Raw genomic sequence first — 19,480 nt, 5'->3', positions numbered from 1 at the left:
ATTTCGCAAAACCCCTATCTGCGCGAGCAGGTAGGGGTTTTGTCTTTGTGCCCGGGAAATCGGCCAGGTCATATCATCAGCAAGCCGGTACCCCCAGGTACTGTCAGTGTGGGAGCCGGCTTGCCGGCGATGCGCCGCGTAAGCGGCGCCCTGAGGCCTACAGCCGCGCAAGCCCGCACCTACACGATTTATACTGCCCCCCATACAAACGTTACCCTGGACGCTCAAATGAATTCCTTTGACGACCTGCTAGCCGAAGCCAGTGCTGCAAATGTAACCGGCTGGGGCTTCGACTGGCTGACAGGGCGCGCCTCCGAGCAGCGCCCACCTTGGGGCTACGCCCAGCTCCTTGCACAGCGTCTGGACGGCGTACGCGCCGCGCTGGATCTCGATACCGGCGGCGGGGAGGTGCTAGGTGAGGCTCCACGCTTCCCGCCACGCATGTGCGCAACTGAAGCCTGGCCACCCAACGCCCGCAAGGCGCAAGAGCACCTGGGACCACGCGGCGTTGAAGTCATCGAGGTAGCCCCCGGTACAGCGCTCCCATTCACCGACACCTCGTTCGACCTGGTCACCTCACGCCATCCGGTGAATCCCGACTGGCACGAGATCCATCGCGTCCTCCGGCCTGGTGGACATTACTTCGCCCAGCACGTAGGCCCAGCCTCGGCTTTCGAGCTGATCGAGCATTTCTTAGGGCCGTTGCCACGTGAGCGGCAAATGCGCGAGCCGCGGGATGAGGTGGAAGCAGCGCAGGCAGCTGGGTTAACGGTGACAGACCTGCGGACAGCCCGCTGCCGCATGCTGTTCCATGATGTGGGCGCAGTCGTATGGATTCTTCGCAAATGCGTATGGTGGGTGCCGGACTTCTCTGTGGACAAGTACCGCGCTGAGTTGCTTGCCCTGGATAGCCAGATGCGCCAGGGCGAGCCTTTTGTCGCGCATTCAACCCGTCACCTCATTGAAGCGAGGCGTTAAGCGGACGCAGGCCGAGGCAGCCGCTATCGTTCGATAGCGGCCATCAACCCTCACATCCCGTTGGCGAACTCCGGATCCTTCATTGCGATGCGCTCATTCATCCCCCTGAGCGCCCAGGCATATTCGCCCAGTACCTGAAGCGCCCAGTCGGCCCGGCGACGAATGCGCAGGTCTTGCGTGCTGGTACTTTCCGGGCCATTCATCACGTCCTCCACCTGGCGCACGATCAACTGCTCGGGCAGGTAGCAGATACGGCAGTTCTTGTAGCTGGATGCCCGCAACTCAGACAGCGGGTAGCTCCCGCCCAGGCCAGAGGACACTCCGACCAGCAATGCCGGCTTGTGCCCCAACTCGCGGTAGCCGGCGTAGACGAACAGGTTCTTCAGCGCCGGGCAGGCCATGCCGTGCCATTCCGGAGTCAGCACCACCAGGGCATCGGCTTCACGCAGCAGGGCTGCATACTCGGGCCAGAGTCCGTGTTCATCCTTGGCGGGCCACAACGGCAGCGGCGCTAGCCCCAGATCGATCACCCTCGGCAGCTCGCTGAGTTGCATCTCCTGCAGGCGTTGGGCGAGAAAGGCCGCCACCTTCGCCGACTGGCTCTCCGGCTGGCTGGAGCCGGCCACGAGTACGATATTCAGGCTCATTTGACCAGCTCCTGGTCCGATTCAGTTGGCATGTTGGTCGACCTGCCACGCATCAGCGGCCAGAACAGCTCCTCTTGCCAGCTGACCGGGCGCATGCCTTCGATACCGTAATGCCGCGGGCGGCGGCGGGTGATCTTTGCCGTGCCGAATAGCACGTCCCAGAAGAACAGCAGGTTGCCGAAGTTGCCCTTGTAATGCGTCACCCCGTCATCGGCGCACAGGCCGTGATGCGCCGAGTGGGTCGCGGGGGTGGAAATGGTCCGTTCCAGTAGCCACATCAAGGGTCGCAATGCGCGTATGCGGTAGAGCTTGTCATCCCAGGGCACGCTGCTGTGGGCGCCGAAGATGACCAGCATCTTGACGATCAGGTAGCCGAAGTACACATGCGCCAACCCCAGGTAGATCAGGGCCCCGCTGAACCACAGGCCGGGCATCAGCAGGTAATAGAAGCTGTTGTTGCGATAGACGATGCGGATGCTCATGTAGGGCGCTGAATGGTGTGCACGGTGCAGCGAGTAGAGTAGGGGCACCTTGTGGCTGAGGCGATGCCACCAGTACTGGGTCATGTCGTCCAGCACCAGGAACAGGACAAGCCCAAGCGCCCAGTGCAGGCCGGCGAGGCTGCCCTTCAGCTGCGGCACGAAGTGTTCCAGCAGGCTGTTGCTGAGGAACGTGACCAACGGCAGGGTGACTGCCATCAGCAGGGCACTGCCGACGATCTCGATGATCGCGTCCCGGCGTTTGCCGCGGGGCTGGAGGAAGCAGGCGCAGGTGATTTCGAGGAGGATGAAGCCGATCAGGATGGCGAGAATAATCGGTATCGGGCTGTTTGTTATTGTTGTGCTCATGGCATTCTCCGGTGGGCGCCGATCAAGGCGGTGCCCACCCATAAGAATTCATGAACCCGTCAGACGATATGCGCGAAACGGACAGAATCACCCGAGAAGCGGCCAACCCATCGCCCGAGCGATTCCACCGCGGCCCGCTCGGGCGGGTCTTGGAGCGCTACCTTGACACGCATTCACTGAAGGCGCGCAGCAACTACAGCATGCTTGCGCTGGAGCAGCTTTGGGCCAAGGCGGCCAGTCATGATCCGGCAATCGGCTTGCACCTGTTCTCGCACTTCAGCCGCCAGGACTGGCATGTGCTGGCCCAGGGCTGCCTGTATAGCGCCACGCTGGCCGAGGCCATCCGCTTTTGGGCGCGCTATGCACGGCTGGCATCGGACATGGATACCCTGGTGCTGGTCGAGGAGGGGGATTGCCTTGGGGTGGAATTGCGTATCGATGCTCCAGCTAGCCTGGTGCGTTATATGGTCGAGCACTACAGCGTGATGTCCCTCAGCGTGATGTGCGTGGGGACGGGCACGGCTGTTGTGCCGCAGCGGGCGTGCTTCGCTCACAGTCGGCCAGCGTACTACCCGGAGTACCACGAGTGGTTTGGTGAAAATATCCAGTTCGACTGCGGGTACAACCGCTTGTACTTCAGTGGTACCCAGCTGGACATGCCATTGCTGACCCAGCATGCCGGGATGATGGATGTGGTGAGCCAGGAGCTGGAGCGCCGACTGGCGCAGCAGTCCCAACTCAGTGGCTGGTCGGCCCGGGTAGCCCAGGGCATTCGCCAAGGCCTCATCACGGGCCGATCGCTCACCCTGGAGGCTCAGGCACAGGACCTTCACCAGAGTGCACGTACCTTGCGTCGGCGCCTGGAGGATGAGGGGACCAGTTTTCGTGTGCTGCTCGACCGGGTTCGTGCCGAGCTGGAGCAGTACCTGGAGATGCAGGGAGATAGCCGAGCGCAGATTGCTGCACAGCTTGGCTACAGTGACCTGGCGGCTTATGTTCATGCGCGCAAACGCTGGCGATCGCTGTAGGAGCCACGCAGTTTATCTCGGTTGGCGCTGCGAAGAGCTAAGTGTCAGTACTTCATCAACCACGGCTGCAGTTCCTGGAGGTTGCTCACCACCAGTTGCTGGGCCTCGGGCAGTATTGCCATGTTGCGGTGGTCAATCTGATACCGCTGCAGCACATACTTCACCAGTGCTCGGCGGCTGGAGACCACCAGTTTTCCCTGCGTCATGCCGAAGTCGGTTTCGATAATCGCCTTCTGCGCCGCGTTCAGGCGCCAATCAGGCTCGAAGATGATCGGCACTTCGATATTCCAGTCTTCATCCTGCTCGCGGGTGTTTGGCGATGCGTCGAGCAAGTCTGGCTGCCCACGCAGGCGGCTGAGGACAAAGTCGCGGTACTGGCCGTTCTTTTCGCAGTAGGCCCGCACGTGCCAGCGCATGCCGGTGTAGACCAGCGTGTGCGGTGCGATCAGGCGCACCTCGACGTTGGGGGTGTTGAAGGAAACGTATTCGGTTTCCAGGCGCAGGCCTTCACGGCAGGCCTTGAGCAAGGGGCGCAGTACCTCGGGCCGAATGGGGCGATCAGGCACTTCCAGAACCCGGGTGTGCGCATAGGCCAGTGCCAGTCCGTCAATGTGCGGGGCGCGTTCATTGTTCTGGTAAAGCAAGTGCAGGTAGGCGCTGGCGCTGTAGTCGATGAATCGTGGCTCGAACTGCTCGCTCGGTACATAGCCCTTGATCTGCTTGTCATACGTCAAGTTTTCGGGCGCATGTTCGGTGATGTAGGTATTGATGTCCTTCGACGCCTGCTGGCGGCTGATGCCGAAGCTCTGCATCAGATGCCCCGTGGTCAGGCGGCCTTCCCACCAGACAATGGTTTCGATCAGGCGATAGCGTAGAGCCAGGTCCCAGCGTACCTGAGCGATTGACTGTTGACGTTTCATGTGGCCTCCATGTGTGCCAATACTTTACCTGTATGTGTCTACACTATGGACCTGTCGTTTAAATCTACATATCGTTTCTCTGTCATCGAGTATCAACTGGGAGAAACAGGCACATGAGCACCTACGACTGGGCCACGGTGGGCACATTGGCAATGATCGGCGTCATCCTACTGGTGTTGTTGCTGCAGTACTTCAAGCTGCAAGACGTGTGGGAGGGCCTGCGCGGCTGCCGTGAGACGCTGCGCTGGGCACGGATCTTCGAGAGCGAGAATCAGGAACTCAAGCGTGCACTGCACGCCGAGCGCCAGCGCAGCCGCGAACTGCAACGCTCGCTCGGTATGGTGACCAAGAACGGCGAGGCGTTTTGCCTCGAGCAACCGTTTTGCGAGCGAGAAGCGCGCTAAAATAAGACGTTTTGCCATTATTTGTCCGGAAGCCATGCAGCGCTTAGGCACGGCCGCAGACCATCAGCTATTCCAGGGTAGGAAAGCATGCGTACACAGGTCATCATCGAAGATCACGTTCTGCCGCAATTGCTCACATCGGCCATTGAGGCCTACGAGGTTTCGCACCGGGCGCATGCCCGCGGCAAGGCCAACAAAGGCCTGGAGACCTTCGGCTTGCTGTGGGGGTACGCGCTGCCGCCACGCAACGACCTTCCCGCGCGCTTGGTGGCGGTGGTTGCCACGGTTGAGACGTCGGCCTTGAGGCATACCGACTGGGTGGCCCCCGATTTCGAATCCGTCGGGATCAAGCGCGACTTCTTCAGCGAATACTGGCCGCAGTTGGAACTCATTGGCACGTTCCACTCCCACCCCTACGAAGACCTTGCCAAGGTCAACAAAAATACCGGCTGGCGTGGCTCGGAGCAGGATGAGCTGTTCTGGCCGGCCTTCCACAAGCGGGTCTGCCCGGACATGGACGAACTGGCGCACCTGGTCATCGCCATTACTGCCCTGGCCCGCAAAGGCTCGGCGATGCCCGCTCGGCTGGGGGGCAATGAGTATACCTCCGGCTACGTCATCAGCGCCGAGAAGCGCAAGCTGTGGATCAAGGGATACACCTCGTCCCTGCATGAGGAAGTCGATGATGATGCGCCGTTCGACGAGGCGTTCATGGCCGGTGATGTGGCAATGGACCGCTCTTATCACGTCTGGAAGGACGAAGACGTGCTGCTGGAAATACCCTCTCTGGAAGCACGCTTCCGGCATGAGCTGCTGCGCAAGTGAGGCCAAGCCGGGCCCGAACGATGTGAACAGGTTTTGCACCCTGCCGAGCAGGGCCGCGTTTGAATACACCGAAGGAAGGTGGGGCGGACCTTGGATATGGAGCCTGTAAATGCCGATAAGACCTAGACCTTTGACCTTTGTCTGTGGCCGTTGTGGCTGGAAGAAGACCGTTGCGCCGCTTAGCGATGCGCTGGGGCCTGGGGATTGCTTTGAGCGTTGTGCACGGTGTGGCCATCAGCCCCTGGACATGCGCGCTGCCGGGGTGTTCGATGCTCTGTTGGCCGAGTGGCGTTCGCGGTTGCCCTGGTAGGTCTGCGGTGTACGGCACCGGCTGCGCCCGCGAACCAGGGCTGCGCCCTGGCCATTCACCACCGTGTCAAATCAGCGGGCGCCTTGTCTGCCGAACATGGGCTTGTTGATTGCCCACAGCCCATCCTCGATAGCCTGCAAAACAGCACCATCGACGGCCGGGCCAAAGTGCCACGCCTCGATGCTCAACTCCCCCTCCACAGCCGGCAACCAGTGCGACAACTGCATGGCATAGGTGCCGCGGTTACCAAAACCCAGGTGCTGCTGAATACGCGAGTGCAAGCTCGAAGAACTCCCGACATATAGCAATGACGACGCTTCATTCACCCGACAATAAGCACGGTTGTTCTTCTTCGCCGCCTTGGCCTCGAAAAACGCCTTATGCAGTTGCTCAGAAACCTCCTGCGCTACCGAAAACCGGTAGATATAGCGCCCCTTTGCGGTACACAACGTTTCCAGGTTCTTCTTCAATGTCGCACGGTTTTCCTCATGGATCGCAGCAAACGGAATGCTCAGCTGATGGGATGCTTCAATGACTGTGCGCTGTACGCCCTCGGCCAGGTCGTACAACTGGGTCGCGATATTTTGCAGAGTCGATTCATTCAGCATGTCGTGTTCACACCACCGGCGAGTCAAGTTCATAGGCGGCCGCCGCACGGCGCAACGCATCACCCACTTGCTGGCGCAGGGCCGCAGGCTCCTGCACCACGAAGGCATCGCCCAGCGACAACACCCACCAGCGCAACTGCCAGGTATCGGTCACCGTCGCGCTCAGCTGGAAGCCTTGCCCGTGCGGCACAAGCTGCATGTCCTGGCTCAGTGGCGTTTCACGAATCAGGCGCGCCTGGAACTCGCTCACCCAGGCCTTGAGCTGGATCTTCTCGGGCGTGCCGAATTGCAAGGCATCCGTGGCCAGGTAGCGCTGCAGGTCGAACGATTCCAGGCCCTGGCAGGGCGAGCCCAATACCTTCACCGCCTGGAAGCGGTGTACCGCGAATTGGCGGATGTCCGTGTACGGCGCTGCGGTGGCGATGAGGTAAGTGATAAGCCCGCGCTGCACGATGGCCAGGGGGTTGAGGGTAAGGTCGCTGCGCTTGTCGTTGTGCGCCGAGTAGTACTGGCACTGCACCTGCTGCTCGCTGATGAGCGCGTGTTGCAGGGCCTCGAGTATCTCGGCCTGGATCTGCGGGGCTTGAAGTTTGAAGTCGGCCCCCACGCTGGCGACTTTGGCGGGCCAGCGTGCGGCCGGGTTGCCCTCGCCCAGGCCCTTGAGCTTCTGCCGGGCATGTTCGAAACGCGGCTCCAGCACGCTCAGCATGCTGCCAGGAAGCAGTGGCCGCACGGCATCTTCGACCAGCGTCAGGCTTACCGCCTCGGTCAGGGTGATGCCCTGAAGCTCAACGCTCACCCCAGGCTTCCAATACCAACCGAAGGGCGTGCCGCCATCGTTGCATTGCAATGGGAACACCAGGGACAAGTCGTGCAGGTCGCGCTCGAGCGTGCGTCGGCTGATGACGTAGCCAGCACTGGTCAGACGCGCCAGCAGTTCGCTTACGGTGATGCCGGGGGAGCGCTTGGGCAGAAGGCGCAGCAGCTCCCATTGGCGGCTTAGTGCGTTATGGGTCTTGGCGGAAGGCAAGAGAAACATCCTTGTAGGGTTGGCGGTGTGGCTCTTGGCCATTGCTGCAGTCAGTCTGCCTATCGGTGACAAACCTGCAAGCTTTAGTTCGTCCATTGCTGGAAGCTGATGGTGCGTTGTTGCCCGTTAGCTCGGCGGCGCTTTGGAAACTCTACTTCAGCGAGCGCGCGCAGGTGTCGCTGGCGCGGCGGAAGTTGAGCGTGATGTAGTGCAACTGAGTACCCATGAGGGACGTCCCGATGCGGTGAAGGCGTCAGGGTGGTCAGAATGTGTCGTAGCGGGTAAGCGCTTGTTTTGGGCTGGGTACGACGCAAGATGACGTGCCCGCTGTGCATGCTTCAAGCACCCCTCAAGGCAAAAGAGAGAAGTAACCATGTTGAAGAATGCGTTGGCGGCCGTTGGCCTGGCGGTGCTGGTGAAGGCAGGGTACTGCGCGTATTGCCGGTACCAGGAGATGGAGCGGGAGAATGCGTTTTGGCGCAAGGCGGCGGGGGAGCAGGGGAAATGAGGGGTTGAGACTATAGAAAGGTTAGAAGCCCACGCCTACTCGCGACTTTGGTCGAAGTGGAAATTGTCTTTTGATCCTAGTAGGCTCGATAGCATTTTGAAATCAAAATGCCACCCTTGAGCCTTCTGGAAGAAGACTCGTACGGGTACGTCGCCCTGCCTTTTATGCCCTACCTCTTCGAAGCATGGATGCCACCCAATGATGTTCCCGCACCCATTTCCCGCAGGTTTTCCCCATGCACGATAACGCTTCCGGCGCTAACGCGGCGCCACCTCGCGTGTTGGATCCCGCTCGCAACGACCCAGGCTTCACCATAAGGCCTACGCGCTTCACCCTTAACGATGACCTGGTGCTGTCGGCCAAGACACGCCTGCAACTGGACGAGTGCCTGGCGCGTCTGCGTTTTCATCGCACCATCTACCAGGACTGGGGTTTCGCTGCGGTCGATCCCATGGGCATGACCGCCATCCTCAACTTCTACGGCCCACCGGGCACAGGCAAGACACTGTGCGCCGAGGCGCTGGCCGGCCAGCTGGGCCTGCCGTTCATGGCCCTGGGCATTGCCGAGCTGGAAAGCAAGTTCATGGGCGAAACGGCGCGCAATATCCAGGCCGCCTTCGCCCAGGCGAGAGAGACCGGTGCGCTGCTGTTCTTCGATGAGGCCGATACGCTGCTTGGCAAGCGCTTGTCGTCGGTTACTCAAGGGGTCGACAACGAAGTCAACGCCATGCGCTCGACCTTGCTGATCGAGCTTGAGCGGTACGAGGGCATCGTGGTGTTTGCCACCAACTTCGCGGGCAACTACGACGAAGCGTTCCGCAGCCGGATCGGCTACCACATCGAGTTCAGCCTTCCGGACCTGGCCGCCCGCGAGCAACTGTGGTCGCGTTTTCTGGTGGAGCAGATCCCGCTGGATTTGCCCCGTGACCTGCTGCTGACCGAAGCGGCCTTGCAATCGGAAGGGCTGTCGGGGCGCGAAATACGTACTTGCATGCGCCTGGCGTTGCCCAAGGCGCTGCTTGCCGCGGAACAACAGGGCAACCCGGCCACCTTGCAACTGAGCCATATTCAGCTGGCCATCGATGAAGTGCAGACCGCCCAGCGGCAGGTCGCCACCCACGCCAACCACGCCATCAAGGATGCCAAGCGGGCCAAGGCCATGCTGGGTATCGACTGACGCCATCAAGAGGACTGATTTATGGGCTTTCTATCGGACTGCTGGAGCGCTATCAAAAGCGTGGGCTCAACCGTTGTAGAGACAGTGCGCTCCACGTACGAAGCCGTGCGCGAAAAAGCCAGGGATGCCTTGGACTGGATGGCTACCAAGGCCGAATCGTTCGTGGGCCAGGTCACCGAGGTGTGGAGCAAGGTCAAGCCATTCATCGCCAATGTGGTCCGGCCCGCGCTCAAGGTGGCCGCAGAGTGGGCCACCGTTGCGCTGCCGACCTTCCCCTGGGTGGCCACGGCCATTCGCGCGTTCGACAAGGCGCTGGAAGCCCTGCTGAACTGGGAAAAGAGCGAGCTGGCCAAGAAGGTCAAGGCTGCTGTCGAGTGGGCCATCGCCAAGGCCAAGACGCTGCGCGACATCCTGCTGAACGATGCGGAGATGGAGCAGGCTGCCACTCACGAGGAAGTGCTGCGCGAAGCCCGTGAAGACGTACGCGGCGACGCTCGTCGCGCCCTCGACCTGGCTACTCTGATTACCCAATACGCGCAGTTGAGCACACGCATCCAGCAAGTGCTGGAGAACAACCGCATTGCCGATTTCGACCACTACCTGCGCCTGCGTGCCTCGCAGAAGCTGCTCAAGGAAACCGAACAGCGGCTGATTCGCGCCCAGGACCTGGAAGCCCTGAACCGCGACGACCTGTTCCTGGTTGAAGTGGCCTCCGAGCTGCTCAAGGCCAAGCCGCAAATCAGTGACGTCCAGGCGGTGCGCCTGGATGAGGTGATTGAGGTTCGCTTCGGCAAGAAGCTGATTCCATTTGTGTTCGAAGAGTTGATCATGGCCTGGGGTTGCAACCTCGAGCAGCAGGAGAAGGACTGGAAAACCCTCAGCGAAGCGGTGGCCAAGCTTCAGGTGCAGGAGCGTCAGCTGAAAATCAGCATGAACCTCGGCGAGCCTTCTGCCGAAGACAAGGCCGCCCTGGCCGACATTCAGGCTCGCTTGCCAGGCCTGAAGGCGAAGATGGACGAGCTGCGCAAACGCAACCAGGAAATGCGCAACTACGTGTTCGCCGCCGAGGGCTTCCTGCAGGTGTTGGAAAAGGGGCCGGAAGACTTCGCCGACGACGCGTACCTGCTTGCGGACAGCCAGCAGGTGGGCATGGTCATCATCGATTGTGCGCAACACGGCAAGTTGTGGGAGGAGCTCACCGAAGACGAGCAGAGTCTGATCATCGACTTTGCCAACATCTTCGAAGAAGCCAGCCGTGAACGTGCTGCCCGTCTGGTTGAGGTGTCTGCGTGAGTTTTCAAGAGATCCTGACGTTCCTGCTGCCTTCTGCCGACCTGCTGCAGCTCTTGTTCGCCGGGCTGATCGGCGTACTTTCGCTGCTGACCGCAGTGGCGTTGAAGCGCGGCGCGCGCGAGCAGACCTGGGCCAGCCGCTGGAAGGGAGGCGGCCAGGACGACCTGGACGTAGAGCACGGCTCACTGCATGAAATCAGCGCTGCGGTGGCCAGCCCTGGCGAGCGGATGGCCGAGTACATGCCTGGGATCCTGTTGATCCTGGGTCTGCTGGGCACCTTCCTGGGCCTTGGCATCGCCCTGAACAAGGCATCGACCATCCTGGTGGACGCCAATGCCGGTGGCGGCATGGACGATGCCATGAAGAACCTCATGGGCATGATGGAAGGCCTGGGCACCAAGTTCAAAACCTCGACCTGGGGCATTCTGGCGTTCCTGTTGCTCAAGCTTTATGCCGCACGCAACGGCTACGAGGAACGCCGCCTGCGTTGGTGCGCCAAACAGATGAAACATGCCTTCGACAGCAGCCGCCAGCAGCGCCAGGAGGAACGCCAGCAGGCACAGATGACGCTGCTCGAAACCTTGGCACGTCTCGACCAGAACATGGCTGCCCAGAACGAGAGCCAGCGTCAGTTGCTGGACTTGCAGAGCCGCCAGTTCAAGCACCACACTGCCACGACCCAGCAGGCGCTGAGCAACAACCGCTCCAGCATCGACGCGTTGCTGGAGCCGTTGAAGGTGTCGCTGCAGGATCAACAAGCAGGCAACCAGACCTTGCAAACGTTGTTGCAGGAGCAGCAAACCGGCAACCAGACCTTGCAGGCTCTGTTGCAGGAGCAGCAGGCCGGCAACCAGACCTTGCAGGCTCTGTTGCAGGAGCAGCAGGCCGGCACCCAGTCGCTGCTCAAGGGCCAGCAGGCGGGCAGCCAGCAGTTGCAAAAGCTGCATGATCTGCAAACGACCGCAAACCAGGCAGGGCAAGCCCTGCTGCAGGAAGCCCAAGCCGGCGGCAAGATTCGACAAGACCTGCTGCAAGCCCAGCAAGCCAGCGGCAAGACCCTGGCCACCGCGTTGCCATTGCTGCAAGCCTTGAACGGCACCAGCGAGCAAGTGCTGACGGCGCTGGGTGGCATAGATACCCAGTTGCAACAGCATGGAGAGCAGAACCAGGCGCAACTCGAAGACGCTCGTGCTACGCGCCAGGCCATGGAGCATTTGATCGATAGCAACGCACGCAACCTGGCGGCAATTTCTGGCGCTGCCGAACAGATGGCCAGCGCGGCGAGCACCATCGGTGAATCTGCCGGTGACCTGCAGCAAGCCATTGCCGACTTCAAGGAAGGTGTCGCCGGTGTGCTGGGGCATCTGAAACAGGACTTGGGCGAGACCATTGGGCTGATGGGGAGCAGCTTTACCGGCAACATGGAGCAAATGTCTGCCAGCTTGTCCGACGCCACGCAAGGCATCTCCATTGCGGTGAACAACCTGTCGCAGAGCGTCGGCGAGATCATGGAAGACATGAAGTCCTCCAATGAGCGCTCGCTGAAGATGCAGGTCACGGCGCTTAGCACGTTCGAGAGTTCCAGCCTTACCTTGCAGGAAAAAGTGCAAGGCATGACGCACCTGGTGGAAGTGCTGCAAGAGCGGATCACTTCGGGGCTCAAGGCGGTTTCCGAAAGTGGCCGGCGCATGGTCGCTCTCGATGGCCGCTACGACGAGGTGACGAAACAGGCCGAGCTGGCAGCCAATGAAATCAAGGCCCTGGTCGAGCAGCTCAATGCCATGCAGCAGAGCAGCCCGCTGCAACCTGCGATGGAGGCACTGGCGGCGCGGGTGGAGATGATCGGCCGTAACCTGCAGGGTATTGAGCAGCACATGGAAACACTGGGCAACCTTGCCGAGCGCAGCCAGCAGCACAGTACCGGCACCGAGATCACCCAGTCGTTGCGTCAGATCATCGAGAAGCTCCATGTTCTCGATCGCCCACAGCCGGTGGCGCCGCAGCAAGAAACGGTCGAGTGAAGGTAGCGGGCGATGAAAGACAAACCGAATGAATGGGTATCTATTGCCGACCTGATGGCTGGGGTAATGGCGGTGGTGATGCTGCTGTTGGTGATGGCGGTGTTGCAGAAGAGCTATTCGGACATCAAGCACCAGCAGGAACAGGCCCAGAGCAGTGCCAGCCAGCGGCAGAAGGTGGAGCAGTTGCTGGGTGCGTTGCGCGACTCGCTGAACAGCACTGACGGCGCCAGCCTGGTGGCGCTAGACCTGGGCGCGCAGAAACTGACGCTGCGTGATGGCGTGTTTGGCCGTGGTAGTGCCTGTATTACTGAGCAGTCCCGGGAAGCCTTCAATAGCATCGAGGTGGCGGTGACGAAGTTCCTGGGGCAGTTCCAGGGCGCCCAGGTGTACATCGAGGGTCATACCGACAACCTGCCGGTGTTGCGCCCGGTCACCAACTTCGAGGCCAATTGCACGGTCTACGACGACAACTTCACGCTCTCGGCCGCGCGCGCGCGTGAGGCGCGCAAGTTGATTATCGGCAACCTCGATGCTGCCACGGCAAGGCGAGTAGTGGTGGCGGGTTATGGAGACTCACAGCCTATCCCCGGTATTGCACCGGAGGATGCTCAGCAGCGGCGTATCGAAGTGCGCTGGATCACACCGGAGCCGGCCAAGCCATAAGCGCTCTCCAGCAATAAACGCAACGCCTGTGGGGGCGGGTTTCCTCGATGGCACTCGCCGGCAAGCCCGCCCCCACAGAAATTGCGCTGTTATTTGGGGGCTGGGCCACATGCCTTTTACCCTTCGATTCGGGTGAACTCGGCCTCGATCAACTCCCCGCTTTGGCGCCATTGCTGGAACTGTTCACGCAGCGTGTTCTGGCTCTCGATAGCATTGCGCACGTCTTCGGCATTGCTTTGCAATGAGGCATAGTCCGGGAAGAATTGGGCCTCGAAGCTTGGGGCATCGATAAGGGCCAGCAGTTCTTCACGCTGATCGTTGAAGTTGTTCTCCATCTCGACGAGCGCCAGACGGAACTGATCTTCGCGCTTCTTGCGCTCGTAACTGTCCCAGGCCTCCAGTGCCAAGCCAGCCACCGAAAGGATGCCATTGAGATTCTTGGCCAGATTTACCGCACCCCACGGTTTGAACTTGAGAGTCTTGCCCAGATCCACACCTAGGGTCTTGGCCGCGCTCACGATGCCATCACGGGCTGCCAGGATGCTGCCGTTGTTGATGAACTTGCCCTTGACCACGTAGTTCAAGCCCTGCTTGCCCAGGTCGATCACGGTGCTATTGAAGTGGTCTATCTCCGAGTCGAAGCTAAGGCGCATGCGGGAAAGCTCCTGGCTGACACCATTGAGCTGGCGATCAAACTCGTTCTTCAGGCGAGTGTTGACCATAACGCCGTCGCGACCTATCTCATGCTCGAAGAATTCCTGGAAGGTTTCCTGGGTCAGGCCCTTGGTGCGCAGGATCAGCCCGGCAAAGTAACGCGCAACGAACTCGCGCAGGCCTGTGCGTACTTCGCTTATCTGGCCCTCGGCGCCACTGAGTTGGCGAGTGAGGGCACGGTTGACTCCACTCAGGTGCTCCACTTCATCACCCAGGCGCAGGTCGTTCTCAATCGCTACTGGCAACTCCTTGTGCAGCACGTCGAGGATCACACTCTTGCGCGCCTGCTCGACGATTTTCGCCGGCCCGCCGCTGGCCTGGATCTTCCCGGCAGTGGCCTGTTGCAGGTTGCCGATATGCGACAGTGCCTTGAATTTGGTCAGGCGTTCGAGCCAGTAGTCGGTGCCCATGTCGAATGGGTTGGCGGCGACCGCAACAATGCTCAAGGCTGCTACTTCCGCGTCGCTGGCAGCAATGCTCTCGCGCAGACGGGCCTCAACGTTGCTGCGTTTTACCTGCAAGTGCTGGGCATAGCTGTCTTCATCTTCAACATCGGCCACTTCGTCGAAGCGGCTGAGCACGAACACCGTGCGCGGCAGCAGGTCAAGGGTGCGGAACAGCCAGTTCAGGTCGTCCTTGTGGCTGTCCTTGATCGGGTTGGTGGAGTTCATCACATACAGCACCAGGTGCGCTTCGCTGACGTACTTGCGGGTGATGTCCTTGTACTTCTCCATGGCATCGATGTCGGCGTTGTACTGCTCTTTGAAACCGAACAGCCCGGGAGTGTCGATAAGCACGAAGTTGTTGTCTACATCGTAGACCTTCACTTCGTTGGACGACTCCTGCTGGCTGATATTCATGCTGGCCTTGTCCAGGCGCTCCATCCACGCGGCGGCGATGGATGTCTTGCCTTCGGAGAAGCCGCCGATCAGGGCGATCTTGAGCTTTTCGGTGGCCAGGTTCTGGCTGGCGTGTTCGAGTTTGCTCAACAGGCTGGGGTCGATATTGACGCCCAGCGCGGCACCTTGTTCGAGAAACGCCTGTAGCTTGCCCAGCAGTGCCAGCGCCTGGTTGTTCTGGTGTTGAAAGCTTTCAAGAGTTGAATGCATGTTGCAGTTCCTTATGCGTTGAGGTCGCTGGCAAGGTCGTTCAGGCCACGGTGCGCGGCTGCGAGCTTGCGGTGGATGTGCGTGGCCTGGCGGGCGGGTTGATGCAGGACGCTGTCAATGTGCTCGATCTTTTCTTCCAGCGGCGGCAGCGCTTGCTTGAGGGTCTTCTGGAAACCTTCGCGGATGGCCTGGCAGGCTTGATCGAGGTTCTTGTCGGTGGCCTTGCGTTGTTGGCCTTTCTTGTAGTCGTCGTCAAAGAAGCCCCACACCGACTTGATCACGCCAATAAGTAGCGTGGCCACGCCAATGCTCATCAACACCCAGCCTACCGGGTTCCAGAACAACGCCACGCCGCCGGCCAGGCTGGCGAGCAGGCCCACTACGTTGATGCCGTTATCGATGTTCACATTCAGGTTGAAGTCGCTGGCCAAGCGGGTCTTGCCGATTTGCGAGTAGCCGTCGAGCAGGTCTTTGGCATGGGCTTCGAAGCGCTGCACGATATCGCTGACCTGGTTCTGGAACCGCTCGACTTGCTTGTCGAGCACCGCCGGCAGGTTTTCTTGCAGGGCGGCTTGCTCACTCTCGAATACCCGTTCGAGCGCGGATTTGAATTCATCGTTGCTGATGTTGCTTTCAATGCGTTTGTAAACGCGGTTACGCACGTTTTCTTCGAATTGGCCGATCGCCTTTTCGCCCTCGTTGGCGAGTCGGCTGTTGAGCGATTTGAAGGCGATCTGCAATTGCTCGCAAGCGCTCTCGGCTTCTTCTTTGAGCTTCCTGGCCAGTGGCGCGAACTGTTTGTGCTGGATGACCGCGATTTCCTCGCACACGTGGGTTACGGCCAACTGCACCTTGTTCATGTTCGAACGGCGGATCTTGGCCTTCACGTCCGTCACCAGGTCATGGGTGAGGTGCCGGTAGAACTGCTTGATGCCAGACTTGGTCAGTAGGTCGTCCGCAGGCATGGCATTGAGGAACTTCTTGCGGCTGGCCGCCGCTGTGGAGCGCGGTACCAGGCATTCGGCAGCGGCGTAGAACGCTGGCAGTGCACACAGGGTCATGCTGCGGCGGTAGTGGCCCTTGAGTTGGCCGGCCATGACCTGGTCGAGGTTGTCCAGGCTGGTTTGTTCGTCGGCACTTACCAGGTTTGGTTTGTCGAGGGCGATAGGGTTGGTGATGCGCTTGTTGTATAGCGTCCACACTTCCGTCTGCGCATCCAGTTGCGCCTTGATCTTCTCCAGCGTGCCAGGCCGCCCGGCGTCGCCTGTCTGCGGCGGCGCTGCTTTGGAGGTGACGTAGTACACCGCGTGGGCACGCTTTACCGCTTTGTTGATCTGCTCGCTGACCTTGCTTTCATCGCCCTCGATACCGGGCACGTCGAGCAGTTGGAACTGCTGCCCGGCGCTTTCGAAGGTGTAGGCCTGGGTTTCACGGGTGAAGTCGGCGCGGCCATCGCCGATGATGCGGCCGTCTTCGAAGGCGGCCAGTTGCTGCAGGCTGTCGAGAGTGGTGGCGTGGCGCTGGTTCTGCTCGCCGAGTTGCCCTTGAAGTTGCTCGCTTTGCTGGCGCAACGAGGTCAATTCGACGTCACGCTGCATGGGCAATACCGACGCGCCAGCCTGCAACTGCACCAGCGCGATTTCCTCGGGAAGCTTGCGTAGCAGGTTGAGGATGCGCTGGAACAAGTTTGCGTTGCGTTTCTGTTCTTCGATACGTGTGCGCAGGGCCTCTTCCTGCAGCTGTTGCTCGACCAGGCGTTGGTCGTGGCGGGCGTCGGCGGCGAGCACCTCTGCCTCGGCCTGGGCCAGGCGCGAGGTCAACGAGGCGATTTCCCCTTCCAGCGCCTGTAGCGCTGCTTCACTCAGGCCCGACTGCTGTTGCAGGTCGAGAAAGCGCTGGCGCTGGGCCTGTTTGGTGCTTTCCTTGAGCAGGATGCGCAAGGTTTCGATCAGGGTCGATTTGCCCGCGTTGGTTTCGCCGTAGAAAGCCACGGTGAAGGTCTTGTGCTCGGCGTTTTCCTTCAGCTCGAGGATGGCCTTGGTCAGCGCCTGCTCGATCTCCTTGAGCTTGTTTTGGGCATCCGCCTGGGCAGAGGCGAGGCTGGCGTCGTCAGCGCTGCGGCCCAGGGCGCTGAGCAGCGCGCCGACATGTTCGATGAGTCTGAGGTAGAGACCTTCGGGGAGGTCTTCGGTTGCAGTCATGGTGTCTTCCTATCTGACGTTGGTTACGCTTGGCGCGGTGGATGTCTCAGCGGTGTCTGAACCCACGCTCGCTCCCCCAGTGAACCCGCGCAAAAAACACCACAGCCACGGCGGGTACCAAAGCCGAGTAGCCGGGTTTCAGCGCGGTCTTGAAATTAGTCATCCAGCGGCCGGCTATATGCTTGCCCAGTGCCCCGGGCAGCGCCGACAGCAGGGTCCAGCTTGCCAGTTGCGTGATGTTGAGCGTCCCGCCGGTGACTGTCAGCGCTTGAGAGGTTTCCACCTCTGGAGCAGAGGCTGAAGCCTTGACGTAGGAAGCCAGGGTCAAGCGCTCGGCCAGTGCGTCGACATGGCTGAAATAGGTGTCCGCAGGCATGGCCTTCACTGCGGCAATAGGCGAACTGCTGAAGGCATGGCCTTCCGGGAACGCGTTGTCGAACACTTGCCGAACCAATAGTGCCTCCAACTCCACGACGGCGCCGCAACGTTGTCGGTCATTGGCCAGGTCGAAGTGCTCCACCAGCATGTCCAGCAGCGCGGGGTAGGCAATGCCCCGGCCCCGCACGAAGTTCACCATGCAATGGCCACCCAGGTACTGCATTTCGCGGATGAAGGAGTGCAGCGGCTGTTGCTCGTCGATGCTGGCCCAACTGCTGGTTTTGAGATGTTTGATGCCTTGGGCCAGTACCTCTTGCGGGACGCTCTGGAGCAGCCCATAAAGCAAGACGTCGTTGAGCACCGGGTCTTGCAGCTGGAGCTGGCCGAGTTGTTGGCCGTTGAAGCCAGCAAACTGCGTGCGCATGAGCACGTCATGCAGTTTCGGCCAGTAGTCCAGGTGGCCGAACTTGGTCATTTCAACGTTATCGAAGGGCTCGACTTCATGCCGCCCCAGGCACTTTTCATCGGCATTGAGCAGCAACACACCGTCCGACTTGGAGTAGGCGTTGATTACACGTTCCGCGGTATCGTTCAACGCCTGCGCTTCGTCCGCCGATACCTCCACAGCCGCAGCCATCAACAGCACGTCATTGATGATCAGGTCGCACGCATCGCGGTTTTGGGCCAGTTTGCGCAGCGCGCTGATCACCACTCGTCCGCCCAAAGAGTGGCCGACAAGGTTTACGTGGGTGACGTAGGGGTAGTGCTCCAGCAGATAGTCCCCCAGTTCATCGAGCAGGGTTTCGCCGACGAGATTCGCGCGTTTGCGGGACATCGCGAAATGGACGGCCCTGTCCCCGGCAAACGCCGCCAGCGTTGCTGCTGGGTGCAGGCGCGAGGCACCGAAGATGACATTGCGCGAAAGCTTGCCGATTGAACCGAAGTGGCTGGATTCCCAGAACGCAAGCAGGTTGATATCGGTATTCAGGGCCTGCGGAATCTGGCTGACCAGCAGTGCCCGGTCGGTGAAGTTGTGGCCCGCGGAGTAGCCGTGGATAAACACGTTGGCGGTGGTGGTCGTACTGTTGAAGGATTGGGTGGTGAAGCTGAAGCGCTGGGGTTTCAAGGGTGAGAGCTCCGTGCGAGGGCGCGATCCACAGGGGCTTAGCATGTCAGGCTGGGTGGCAAACTGCCAGCCTGTCCTCTCGTCTACGTTGCAGCCGGAATTGCAATTCGCAGCTTTAGAGTGATGCATCGATACACCTCTCAACGCAGATTGGACTTTGAAGCATGAGCAATAAGCTGTCAGGAAAAATGGCCCTGTTTACGGGCCGGGGTAATTTGAATTCAGTCAGTAACAGATTGATCTATAGAATGAATATCGGTTCTTAATTCAAGCTGGAATACCAATTGGAAGACTGGATCCAGGATTTTTGGCCTGCCGCTGCTCGACCGCTGCCAGGTAACTCCTGAGCCAAGCGCAGTCATTCAGCTAAGCGACTTTCCAATAACATGCATCACCCAGACTCCTCCGGAGCTATCGCCATAGCTGCATCAACACCAAAAGCTGCGGGCAGAAAAAAAGCTAATTGAATATCGAATCTGGGCTGGGTTGCAATAGTGAGTGGTCGCTCTTGACCTAAGGCGCCATTCAGTCCATCGCAGGGGTTACCCGGAGGCGTAGGCATGAAGTCGATCCGACTTGCGAGATGCTTGGCCCCAATAGCGATTGAAGCCTGGTCGATGAGCTTGATCATAGGTCAAAACGTACCGGCTGTGCTGCTGCAAGCCTTCTAAGACATTCAGGGATTTTTGGAA

Annotated in this window: 18 protein-coding genes; 9 read left to right on the top strand and 9 right to left on the bottom strand. The window is 60.1% G+C overall.

Annotated elements, in window-relative coordinates:
• A partial coding sequence (locus tag ACODS9_RS17710) for a class I SAM-dependent methyltransferase (protein WP_489094389.1) occupies nt 1–978 on the top strand: 978 nt, incomplete at its 5' end.
• A 50-nt stretch (nt 979–1,028) separates the two neighbouring features.
• Here ACODS9_RS17710 and ACODS9_RS17705 read toward each other — a convergent pair.
• Together ACODS9_RS17705 and ACODS9_RS17700 are read right to left on the bottom strand one after the other, a co-directional pair.
• Complete coding sequence (locus ACODS9_RS17705; RefSeq protein ID WP_489094388.1) at nt 1,029–1,625, bottom strand: NADPH-dependent FMN reductase; 597 nt, start codon at nt 1,623–1,625, stop codon at nt 1,029–1,031.
• The gene (locus ACODS9_RS17700; protein WP_489094387.1) at nt 1,622–2,473 is read right to left on the bottom strand and encodes a sterol desaturase family protein; all 852 of its coding nucleotides are present in this window, start codon (nt 2,471–2,473) and stop codon (nt 1,622–1,624) included. Before ACODS9_RS17700 ends, ACODS9_RS17705 begins: the two co-directional genes overlap by 4 nt.
• 68 nt (nt 2,474–2,541) lie before the next feature.
• Between ACODS9_RS17700 and ACODS9_RS17695 the strand changes: the two genes are divergently transcribed.
• Nucleotides 2,542–3,501, top strand: coding sequence for an AraC family transcriptional regulator ligand-binding domain-containing protein (locus tag ACODS9_RS17695; protein ID WP_489094393.1), 960 nt, complete (start codon nt 2,542–2,544; stop codon nt 3,499–3,501).
• Between the two features lie 44 nt (nt 3,502–3,545).
• Here the strand turns inward: ACODS9_RS17695 and ACODS9_RS17690 are convergent, their stop codons facing one another.
• Nucleotides 3,546–4,421 carry a BrxR family helix-turn-helix transcriptional regulator gene (locus tag ACODS9_RS17690; RefSeq protein ID WP_401111888.1) on the bottom strand — a complete coding sequence of 292 codons (876 nt, stop codon included), beginning with the start codon at nt 4,419–4,421 and terminating at the stop codon, nt 3,546–3,548.
• A gap of 113 nt (nt 4,422–4,534) precedes the next feature.
• On the opposite strand from ACODS9_RS17690, the gene ACODS9_RS17685 reads away from it, so the two are divergent.
• Nucleotides 4,535–4,825 carry a hypothetical protein gene (locus tag ACODS9_RS17685; RefSeq protein ID WP_401111890.1) on the top strand — a complete coding sequence of 97 codons (291 nt, stop codon included), beginning with the start codon at nt 4,535–4,537 and terminating at the stop codon, nt 4,823–4,825.
• An 87-nt stretch (nt 4,826–4,912) separates the two neighbouring features.
• Complete coding sequence (locus ACODS9_RS17680) at nt 4,913–5,650, top strand: hypothetical protein (RefSeq protein WP_401111893.1); 738 nt, start codon at nt 4,913–4,915, stop codon at nt 5,648–5,650.
• Between the two features lie 381 nt (nt 5,651–6,031).
• Here the strand turns inward: ACODS9_RS17680 and ACODS9_RS17675 are convergent, their stop codons facing one another.
• Nucleotides 6,032–6,568, bottom strand: coding sequence for a GIY-YIG nuclease family protein (locus ACODS9_RS17675; RefSeq protein WP_489094386.1), 537 nt, complete (start codon nt 6,566–6,568; stop codon nt 6,032–6,034).
• Nucleotides 6,569–6,575: 7 nt separating this feature from the next.
• Nucleotides 6,576–7,607, bottom strand: a complete 1,032-nt coding sequence (locus ACODS9_RS17670) for a helix-turn-helix transcriptional regulator (protein WP_489094392.1) — start codon at nt 7,605–7,607, stop codon at nt 6,576–6,578.
• 364 nt (nt 7,608–7,971) lie between these two features.
• Here ACODS9_RS17670 and ACODS9_RS17665 point away from each other — a divergent pair, with 364 nt between their 5' ends.
• The 5 genes from ACODS9_RS17665 to ACODS9_RS17645 all read left to right on the top strand — a co-directional run bounded on the left by ACODS9_RS17665 (nt 7,972) and on the right by ACODS9_RS17645 (nt 13,260).
• Entirely contained in the window at nt 7,972–8,106 is a 135-nt protein-coding gene (locus ACODS9_RS17665) for a hypothetical protein (protein ID WP_401111901.1), read from the top strand.
• Between the two features lie 277 nt (nt 8,107–8,383).
• Entirely contained in the window at nt 8,384–9,283 is a 900-nt protein-coding gene (locus ACODS9_RS17660) for an ATP-binding protein (RefSeq protein WP_489094385.1), read from the top strand.
• A 138-nt stretch (nt 9,284–9,421) separates the two neighbouring features.
• The gene (locus ACODS9_RS17655; protein WP_401111907.1) at nt 9,422–10,576 is read left to right on the top strand and encodes a hypothetical protein; all 1,155 of its coding nucleotides are present in this window, start codon (nt 9,422–9,424) and stop codon (nt 10,574–10,576) included.
• On the top strand, nt 10,573–12,597 hold the full coding sequence (locus tag ACODS9_RS17650; protein ID WP_489094384.1) for a hypothetical protein: 2,025 nt from the start codon (nt 10,573–10,575) through the stop codon (nt 12,595–12,597). The genes ACODS9_RS17655 and ACODS9_RS17650 overlap by 4 nt, the downstream gene beginning before the upstream one ends.
• A gap of 12 nt (nt 12,598–12,609) precedes the next feature.
• Entirely contained in the window at nt 12,610–13,260 is a 651-nt protein-coding gene (locus ACODS9_RS17645) for an OmpA/MotB family protein (protein ID WP_401111912.1), read from the top strand.
• A 116-nt stretch (nt 13,261–13,376) separates the two neighbouring features.
• Here the strand turns inward: ACODS9_RS17645 and ACODS9_RS17640 are convergent, their stop codons facing one another.
• The 4 genes from ACODS9_RS17640 to ACODS9_RS17625 all read right to left on the bottom strand — a co-directional run bounded on the left by ACODS9_RS17640 (nt 13,377) and on the right by ACODS9_RS17625 (nt 19,419).
• Nucleotides 13,377–15,083, bottom strand: coding sequence for a LeoA/HP0731 family dynamin-like GTPase (locus ACODS9_RS17640; RefSeq protein WP_489094383.1), 1,707 nt, complete (start codon nt 15,081–15,083; stop codon nt 13,377–13,379).
• Nucleotides 15,084–15,094: 11 nt separating this feature from the next.
• The gene (locus ACODS9_RS17635) at nt 15,095–17,284 is read right to left on the bottom strand and encodes a hypothetical protein (RefSeq protein ID WP_489094382.1); all 2,190 of its coding nucleotides are present in this window, start codon (nt 17,282–17,284) and stop codon (nt 15,095–15,097) included.
• A gap of 46 nt (nt 17,285–17,330) precedes the next feature.
• On the bottom strand, nt 17,331–18,788 hold the full coding sequence (locus ACODS9_RS17630) for a DUF726 domain-containing protein (RefSeq protein WP_401111921.1): 1,458 nt from the start codon (nt 18,786–18,788) through the stop codon (nt 17,331–17,333).
• Between the two features lie 391 nt (nt 18,789–19,179).
• Nucleotides 19,180–19,419, bottom strand: a complete 240-nt coding sequence (locus ACODS9_RS17625) for a hypothetical protein (protein ID WP_489094381.1) — start codon at nt 19,417–19,419, stop codon at nt 19,180–19,182.
• Nucleotides 19,420–19,480: the final 61 nt, after the last annotated feature.

The organism is Pseudomonas sp. FG36 (assembly GCF_057809275.1).
This window is presented reverse-complemented; position numbering and strand designations above follow the sequence as displayed.